Source organism: uncultured Brachyspira sp. (assembly GCF_944390845.1).
Classification (GTDB): Bacteria; Spirochaetota; Brachyspiria; order Brachyspirales; family Brachyspiraceae; genus Brachyspira; species Brachyspira pulli.
The window spans coordinates 40,107-46,769 of the sequence record NZ_CALXRM010000023.1 but is presented as its reverse complement, the minus strand read 5'-3'; the positions used below and the strand labels follow the sequence as shown (position 1 = coordinate 46,769).

General features: G+C 26.4%; 7 protein-coding genes. 3 read left to right on the top strand and 4 right to left on the bottom strand.

Features of this window, described 5'->3' with window-relative positions; all coding sequences use genetic code 11:
• The first annotated feature begins 113 nt into the window (after nt 1-113).
• Nucleotides 114-1,124: a hypothetical protein gene (locus Q0K52_RS06510; RefSeq protein ID WP_297297714.1), complete on the top strand. Its 1,011-nt coding sequence runs from the start codon at nt 114-116 to the stop codon at nt 1,122-1,124.
• 118 nt (nt 1,125-1,242) lie between these two features.
• On the opposite strand, the gene Q0K52_RS06505 is transcribed toward Q0K52_RS06510, so the two are convergent.
• The 3 genes from Q0K52_RS06505 to Q0K52_RS06495 form a co-directional block, all read right to left on the bottom strand.
• Nucleotides 1,243-2,187: an AAA family ATPase gene (locus Q0K52_RS06505; protein ID WP_367270978.1), complete on the bottom strand. Its 945-nt coding sequence runs from the start codon at nt 2,185-2,187 to the stop codon at nt 1,243-1,245.
• A gap of 74 nt (nt 2,188-2,261) precedes the next feature.
• Nucleotides 2,262-2,750, bottom strand: coding sequence for a BatD family protein (locus Q0K52_RS06500; protein WP_297297710.1), 489 nt, complete (start codon nt 2,748-2,750; stop codon nt 2,262-2,264).
• A gap of 83 nt (nt 2,751-2,833) precedes the next feature.
• Nucleotides 2,834-3,580 (bottom strand): hypothetical protein, encoded by a 747-nt coding sequence (locus Q0K52_RS06495; protein ID WP_297297708.1) that lies wholly within the window; start codon nt 3,578-3,580, stop codon nt 2,834-2,836.
• A gap of 296 nt (nt 3,581-3,876) precedes the next feature.
• Here Q0K52_RS06495 and Q0K52_RS06490 point away from each other — a divergent pair, with 296 nt between their 5' ends.
• Entirely contained in the window at nt 3,877-5,196 is a 1,320-nt protein-coding gene (locus Q0K52_RS06490; protein ID WP_297297706.1) for an MATE family efflux transporter, read from the top strand.
• Nucleotides 5,197-5,258: 62 nt separating this feature from the next.
• Nucleotides 5,259-6,062, top strand: a complete 804-nt coding sequence (locus Q0K52_RS06485; RefSeq protein ID WP_297297704.1) for an SDR family NAD(P)-dependent oxidoreductase — start codon at nt 5,259-5,261, stop codon at nt 6,060-6,062.
• Nucleotides 6,063-6,257: 195 nt separating this feature from the next.
• Here the strand turns inward: Q0K52_RS06485 and Q0K52_RS06480 are convergent, their stop codons facing one another.
• On the bottom strand, nt 6,258-6,656 hold the full coding sequence (locus Q0K52_RS06480; RefSeq protein ID WP_297297702.1) for a hypothetical protein: 399 nt from the start codon (nt 6,654-6,656) through the stop codon (nt 6,258-6,260).
• Nucleotides 6,657-6,663: the final 7 nt, after the last annotated feature.

Sequence of the window (6,663 nt, the reverse complement as noted above, 5' to 3'; positions counted from 1 at the left end):
ACGTGAATTATCAATAGCATTAGCAGAGAACTTTCATCTGTTTGAAAATTGACAAAATATATTTGTTTAGGTATATATTATATAATATTAAAAAATTATAAAGCTAAAAAATTATGATAAACACTATAATACTAAACGATAACAACATAGATGAATACTTTTTATTCACAGACGATTCTACTCTCATAAAATACAATAAAAAAGAAAATAAATATGATGAATTAATAAAACTAGAAAATATAAATTCTAAAAAAGAAATGATAGTTTTAAAATTAATGCATCCTTATATTTGCATCACTGAAGAAAAAGGATTAAATTCTTCAGTAGTAAATATAGAAACATTAGAAACTATAAATTTAAAAAGAGAAGATTATCATTCTGATGTATCAAGCTATTCAAATGAATTTTGTATTATTAATAATGAAATACATCTTATTACACAAACAAAATGGAATACTCTTGATATAATGAATTTAAAAACAAAGAAAATGATAACTGATACAAATAGAGATGAAGAAAAATTTTCAATAGATTATTTTCACAGCAATTTATTAGTATCTAAAGATTATAAACATTTTCTTTCTAATGGCTGGATATGGAATCCTGTTGACTGTATAAGTTATTTTAATATCGATGAATTTTTAAAAGAATATGAGAAATGTCAAGTAGATGTTGTTAATGAATATATAAGCGGTTATAATTGGGACAGGCCTGTTGCTTTTATAGATGATAAAAAAATTGTTTTGGCTTGTGATAATACAAATTTTAATGATGAAGATTTTATTTATAATCAATTAATGTTCTATAATATAGATGATATAAAAATAGATGACAGCAACAATAATGAATACAAATATTTAGAAAGCTATAAATCAATTAATACTAATTTATTCAGTTTAGATGAATATAATGAAGTACATGGAAAATTATATTATTATAAAGATAATTTAATAGCATTAGATTCAAAAAACAATAATATCAATATATATAATCTAAATAATAATACATTAAAAAATATTTGCACAATGCCAAGTAATAAAACTTATTTCAGCGACAAATTTGGAATTATATATTATATAGATAATGATATTATAAAAGAAATAAATATTGAATGTTATTTATAAATTTTAATTGTACACTTTTAAAAATTTAACATGTCTTAATAAGATATACCTAAAAATGAAGCCTATATATAAAATAATTTATATATAGGCTTTTATTAAAAAAACAATTGATTATTTTTTAAGGCACATTTATACTAGCTAATAAATTCTCTATTATCATATCGCTGTTAATATTTTCAGCCTGAGCCTCATAACTCACGCTTATTCTATGTCTTAATATCTCATAAGCAACAGCCCTTATATCTTCAGGCATTACAAAACCTCTTCCCTGCATCATAGCATTTGCTTTTGCTGCTTTAGTTAAATATATACCAGCTCTTGGTGAAGCTCCGTATTCTATATATTCTCCTTGTAAATTATACTCTTTAGGATTTCTAGTAGCATCTATAATATTTACTATATAATCCAAAAGTCTTTCTTCTATATGTATTTGAACTGCTAATTTTCTTAATTTCTCTATAGTTTCTATAGTAGTTATAGGCTTTAATTCTTCAGGTTTTGAAGATGACATATTTTTAATAATAGTTTTTTCTTCGCTTTTTGTAGGATATTTTACTATAACCTTTAACATAAATCTATCAACTTGAGCTTCCGGTAAAGGATAAGTACCTTCCTGTTCTATAGGGTTTTGAGTTGCAAGAACCAAGAAAACATCTGGAAGCTGATAAGTTGTATCGCCTATAGTAACCTGATGTTCTCCCATAGCCTCCAATAATGCTGATTGAACTTTAGCTGGAGAACGGTTTATCTCATCGGCCAATATTATATTAGAAAATATAGGACCTTGTTTAGGCACAAAAACAGAATTTTTTATATCATAGATTTCAGTTCCAACTATATCAGCAGGAAGCAAATCCGGAGTAAACTGTATTCTTTTGTATGTTGCATCTATTGTGCTTGCCAAAGATTTAACTGTTAAAGTTTTAGCAAGTCCTGGAACACCTTCTAAAAGAACATGACCATCACATATTATACCCAAAAGAAGTTTATCTATCATATTTTCCTGACCGATAATAACTTTCTTTATTTCATTTTTTATAGCTTGAACAACATCAAGTGCCATTTTAGAGGCTTCAGAAATAGCCTGCAAAGAATTATTTTCTACCATACCAACTTTCCTTTAATCTCAATTTATTATTAATTTATTTTTTTACTATCAAAAGCTTTTTTATTCCATTTATATTGATCTCTTATAAACTTATAAATCAAAAATGCAATAAGAAGTATTATTACCCATTGCCCTACCATAACTATTATAAACCAAGAACTAAAAACTCTTATATTATATTCTTTAATTAATTGTTCTTCAGGTACTAAACTATTTCCTCTTTCTATATTATAGTATGTAGCTTCTAATTCCGGTATTTTTAATTTTCCTTTTCTAAGAGGCTTTAAAGTATATGTAATTTTATAATTCATTGTAGCAATTTCACTATCTTTATGTATAGTTTCTGTTTCTATTCTTTTATTAATAACTTCAAAATCGCTTATAGCATTCTCATTTATACCAGAAGCTTTAAACTTTCCTGCATCCCCTGTATAATACAAAGAATATTCTAAATTCTGCCACATATATAAACTTTTCTTGTTTACTTTTTCTTCTACTATAACAATAGGATATAGCATACTTGTAATCATTAAAAATAAAAATATATAATATTTAATCATCAATGTAGATTATATAAAAACTTAAAAAAAGTCAATACTAATTATCTTATGAATCTATTAAAGTCAAAGGTATATGATAAAGAAGCTCCTATACCAAAGTAGAATCCGCTTGCTAGCTGTTCCAAATATGGAGTAAAATTCAATGAAAGACTGGCATCGCTATTCAATACTAAATAAATACCCAATCCTAAATGATTAAGATATAAAAACGCACTATTATAAAAATCATAAGCTATATGATATTCTAAATATATACCGGCAAGTGAGAAACCAAATAATGAACCCGGATATACTCCCAAAGCAGTTTTAAGTCTGATAGATTCAACTACTCCTCTAGGATCATTAAAATACATAGGAAGTTCAAAATTGGCATACATAGTAAGGAAGTCGCCCAAACCTATTAAATAGTGAATTTGAGGATTAAGTCCGAATTTCTGTTTAGATGATCCGGGAAATAATACTTCAATAGCACCTATAAAACCATTGAAAAATTGGAATCTTGGCATTATAGAGAATTGAGGCTCTCCTTCAACACCAACGCCTACTTCCGGAATATATGTAATAGGTAAAACTCTTGCAAATATATCAAAATTTCTGAGTATACCAAAATTTATCATAATAGGACTTGATAAAGTATATTTCTTTGTACCTATTCTATCATTATTTAAATAAACCGTTCCTCCAAGACGTAAAGCTCCTGTCATACCTGTATACATCTTATATGGAAAAGAATAAGCTAATGCAGATAGTATTAACATTAAAATAAATACAAATAAAAACTTTTTCATACTTTCTATCTTCTTATTTCTATAATAATACACTTTATACTATACTAATATAATATATTATATAAAAAATATCAATAAACAATTTTCATTACTTATACAATAAAAGTTACTATTTATGATATTTTAACAAAAATATTAGTACAAAATTTGACTTTTACGCCATTTATACTATAATATTTCGCAAGTTCATCGGAGGACTTATTGGAAATAAAAATACCAAAGGTTGGATAAGATGTCTAATTATTAGATTTCTTGTCCAGCCTTTTTTGTTTTTAAAGTTTTTAGGAGTATTATTTATGGATATGTTAAAAACAGATGTAAAAAAAATATTTTTGAAATATTTATCTGCAAGTTTTGGAAGTGCTTTAATTGTTGCAATTTATTCTATAGTTGATGTTGCTATGGTTGGTCAATACGAAGGAGATAATGGAGCTGCTGCATTAGCCGTATTTGCCCCTATATGGAATGTAATTTATAGTATAGGCCTATTATTTGGTATAGGAGGTTCTGTACTTTTCAGTAAAGCGAGAGGATCTGGAGAATATCAAAAATCCAATGTATTTTTCACAGTATCTTTTATAGGTTTATCTATTATAATTACTATAGTTTGGATATTTACATTATTATTTGAAGATAATATACTTTATTTTCTTGGTGCCGATGAGGTATTATTAAATTTAGCTAAAAAATATTTCCTTCCAATAAAAATTATTCTTCCATTATTTGCTTTCAGTCAATTTTTCGCTTCATATTTAAGAAATGACAATGCCCCTATAAAAGCTACAGCAGGTGTTATGGCTGGAGGAATATTTAATGTATTTGGTGATTACTTCTTTGTATTTGTATGCGATATGGGTATATTTGGTGCTGGTCTTGCAACTGCTATAGGACAAATAATTACTGCTTCTATTTTAATATCACATTTATTTACAAAGAAAAATACATTACAATTTACCAAAATAAATAATTTTTTATCATTATCAAACAATATAATATCAATTGGATTTTCTACATTCTTTATAGATATAGCAATGGGAATATTAGCCTTAATGTTCAATAATCAAATAATGAAATATTTTGGTGCTCCTGCTTTGGCTGTTTATTCTGTTATAATAAATATTAATATATTAGTTCAGTCATCAGCTTATGCAATAGGACAAGCATCTCAGCCTATAATATCAATAAATTTAGGGGCTGACAAAATGGATAGAATAAAATCAGCATTAAAATGCAGTATAATAACGGCTTTAATATTAAGTATAGTATCTACTTTATTTACATACTTTAATACTGACTTCCTAATGAAAGCATTTATGAAACCTTCCGAAGAAGCAATGTCTATATCAAAAAACATTATGAGAGCTTATTTCATATCATTTTTAATTTTGCCTTTTAATGTATATTCAACATATTATTTTCAGTCCATAATGAAGCCTGCATGTTCTTTTATAGTTGCTATATCAAGAGGATTAATCATAAGCGGGATATTAATATTTGTACTTCCTTTATTGTTTATAAAAGAAACTATATGGTATGTTATGCCTATTACAGAAGCTTTAACATTTATTATTGTTATAGTGTTTTTTATAAAATATAGAACTATATATTCAAAATAATTTTGATTAATTATAGCAATATTAATTTTATTTAATATACTATAATTAAGGAGGATACAGTAATGAAACTTTTAGATAAAAAAATAGCATTAGTAACTTCATCTACAAGAGGTATAGGATTAGCCTGTTCAGAAAAACTTGCTGAAAATGGAGCTAAAGTTTATTTGGCTGTAAGAAGACTTGAAGCAGGAAAAGAAGTAGCAGAAAAAATCATAAAAAACGGAGGCGATGCTGACGTTGTATATTTTGATGCTACAAAAGAAGAAACTTTTACTTCTATGATTGAAGATGTTGTAAAAAAAGAAAATAGAATCGATATACTTGTAAACAACTTCGGTACTACTGACACTAATAAAGATTTTGATTTAGTTAATGGCGACACTGAAGCATTCTTCAAAATAGTTAATGAAAATTTGAAAAGTGTTTATTTACCTTCAAAAGCAGCTGTTTCTCAAATGTTAAAAACAGGAGGCGGAAGCATTATTAATATATCTTCTGTAGGCGGAATATTCCCTGATATGTCAAGACTAGCTTATGGCATATCAAAATCTGCAATAAACTTCCTTACTAAAAACATTGCAGTGCAGTATGCAAGAAATAATATAAGATGCAATGCCGTACTTCCTGGATTTGTAGCAACTGATGCAGCAATGGAAAATATGTCCGAAGATTTTCTAAAGATGTTTTTGAAAAATGTACCATTAAACAGACCGGCAACTCCTGAAGATATAGCAAATGCTGTGTTATTCTTTGCAAGCGATAATTCATCATTTATAACTGGAGAAACTATGCCTGTAGCAGGAGGTTTCGGACTTCCATCACCTATGTACAGTCAATATATGGATATGGGCGGCAAAAGAGGATAAAAAATAATAATTAATATAATGATAGGGCATGATTAATTAAAATTATGCCCTATTAAAAAATTATTAATTTTATAAGATTTATGTATATTATATGTTTACGTTTATGTTAACATTTTATCACATAAACTCAAACAATAAAATTACCACAATAATACTGTAATTCTTATATAATTAATTAATTTTTATATAAAAAAATCATTCATAATCATATTCAGGCATATATCCATTATCAACAGATATAATTTTCATTGAAAAAGACAATACAAACTCTATTATAGGCTCAACTCCTCCATAAGGATAACTAACGGGATTAAAATATAAGAATGCTGTATTATTTTCTATTTCTTTAATTTCTTCAAAATAATATTCTCCATTGCCTATACAATCAAATATGTCTTCATAATCCCACCTGTCACCAGATGAAAAAATATTAAGCTCTTTATCAGTATAGAAATTTAAAATATTATTATCCTTATAAAGGTCTGGTATTTGAAGTTCTTCATCTTTAAGAGATTTAATATATAAAAATAAATCTTTCATTCTGGAAAAAGATTCTCTGTCATTAATAAGAAATTTAATAAAGCAGTATCTCATAATATTT

Coding starts and splice junctions, on each gene's coding strand:
- Q0K52_RS06510 (WP_297297714.1), top strand. CDS start 114: ATGATAAACACTATAATACTAAACGATAACAACATAGATGAATACTTT.
- Q0K52_RS06505 (WP_367270978.1), bottom strand. CDS start 2,187: ATGGCACTTGATGTTGTTCAAGCTATAAAAAATGAAATAAAGAAAGTT.
- Q0K52_RS06500 (WP_297297710.1), bottom strand. CDS start 2,750: ATGCTATATCCTATTGTTATAGTAGAAGAAAAAGTAAACAAGAAAAGT.
- Q0K52_RS06495 (WP_297297708.1), bottom strand. CDS start 3,580: ATGAAAAAGTTTTTATTTGTATTTATTTTAATGTTAATACTATCTGCA.
- Q0K52_RS06490 (WP_297297706.1), top strand. CDS start 3,877: ATGGATATGTTAAAAACAGATGTAAAAAAAATATTTTTGAAATATTTA.
- Q0K52_RS06485 (WP_297297704.1), top strand. CDS start 5,259: ATGAAACTTTTAGATAAAAAAATAGCATTAGTAACTTCATCTACAAGA.
- Q0K52_RS06480 (WP_297297702.1), bottom strand. CDS start 6,656: ATGAGATACTGCTTTATTAAATTTCTTATTAATGACAGAGAATCTTTT.